This is a genomic window from Paenibacillus popilliae ATCC 14706 (assembly GCF_000315235.1).
Taxonomy (GTDB): Bacteria; Bacillota; Bacilli; order Paenibacillales; family Paenibacillaceae; genus Paenibacillus_B; species Paenibacillus_B popilliae.
Genome location: NZ_BALG01000280.1, coordinates 1 through 207, shown reverse-complemented (window position 1 = coordinate 207; position 207 = coordinate 1). Strand labels below are relative to the sequence as shown.

The following is a 207-nucleotide window of genomic DNA, read 5'->3' as shown; positions in this document are numbered from 1 at the left end:
TTGAACAAATCCGGGTCGGGGATCTCGTTCAGGCAAAAGATGAAACAACGGGAAAAACAGAGTATCATAGAGTTGTTCAGTTATTCCAGAGTCAAGCGGATGAGGCGTATCACATTACCGTCAAAGGAATTCCAATCACGACAACCGGGGAGCATCCGTTCTGGGTGCATGGCCAAGGATGGGTGGAAGCAAGACATCTGAAGGCGG

1 protein-coding gene is annotated in these 207 nt (G+C 49.3%); it reads left to right on the top strand.

All coding sequences use genetic code 11. From position 1 onward, the window contains the following. The coding region (locus PPOP_RS16045) for a polymorphic toxin-type HINT domain-containing protein (RefSeq protein WP_006287675.1) at positions 1–207 on the top strand (207 nt) is incomplete at both ends.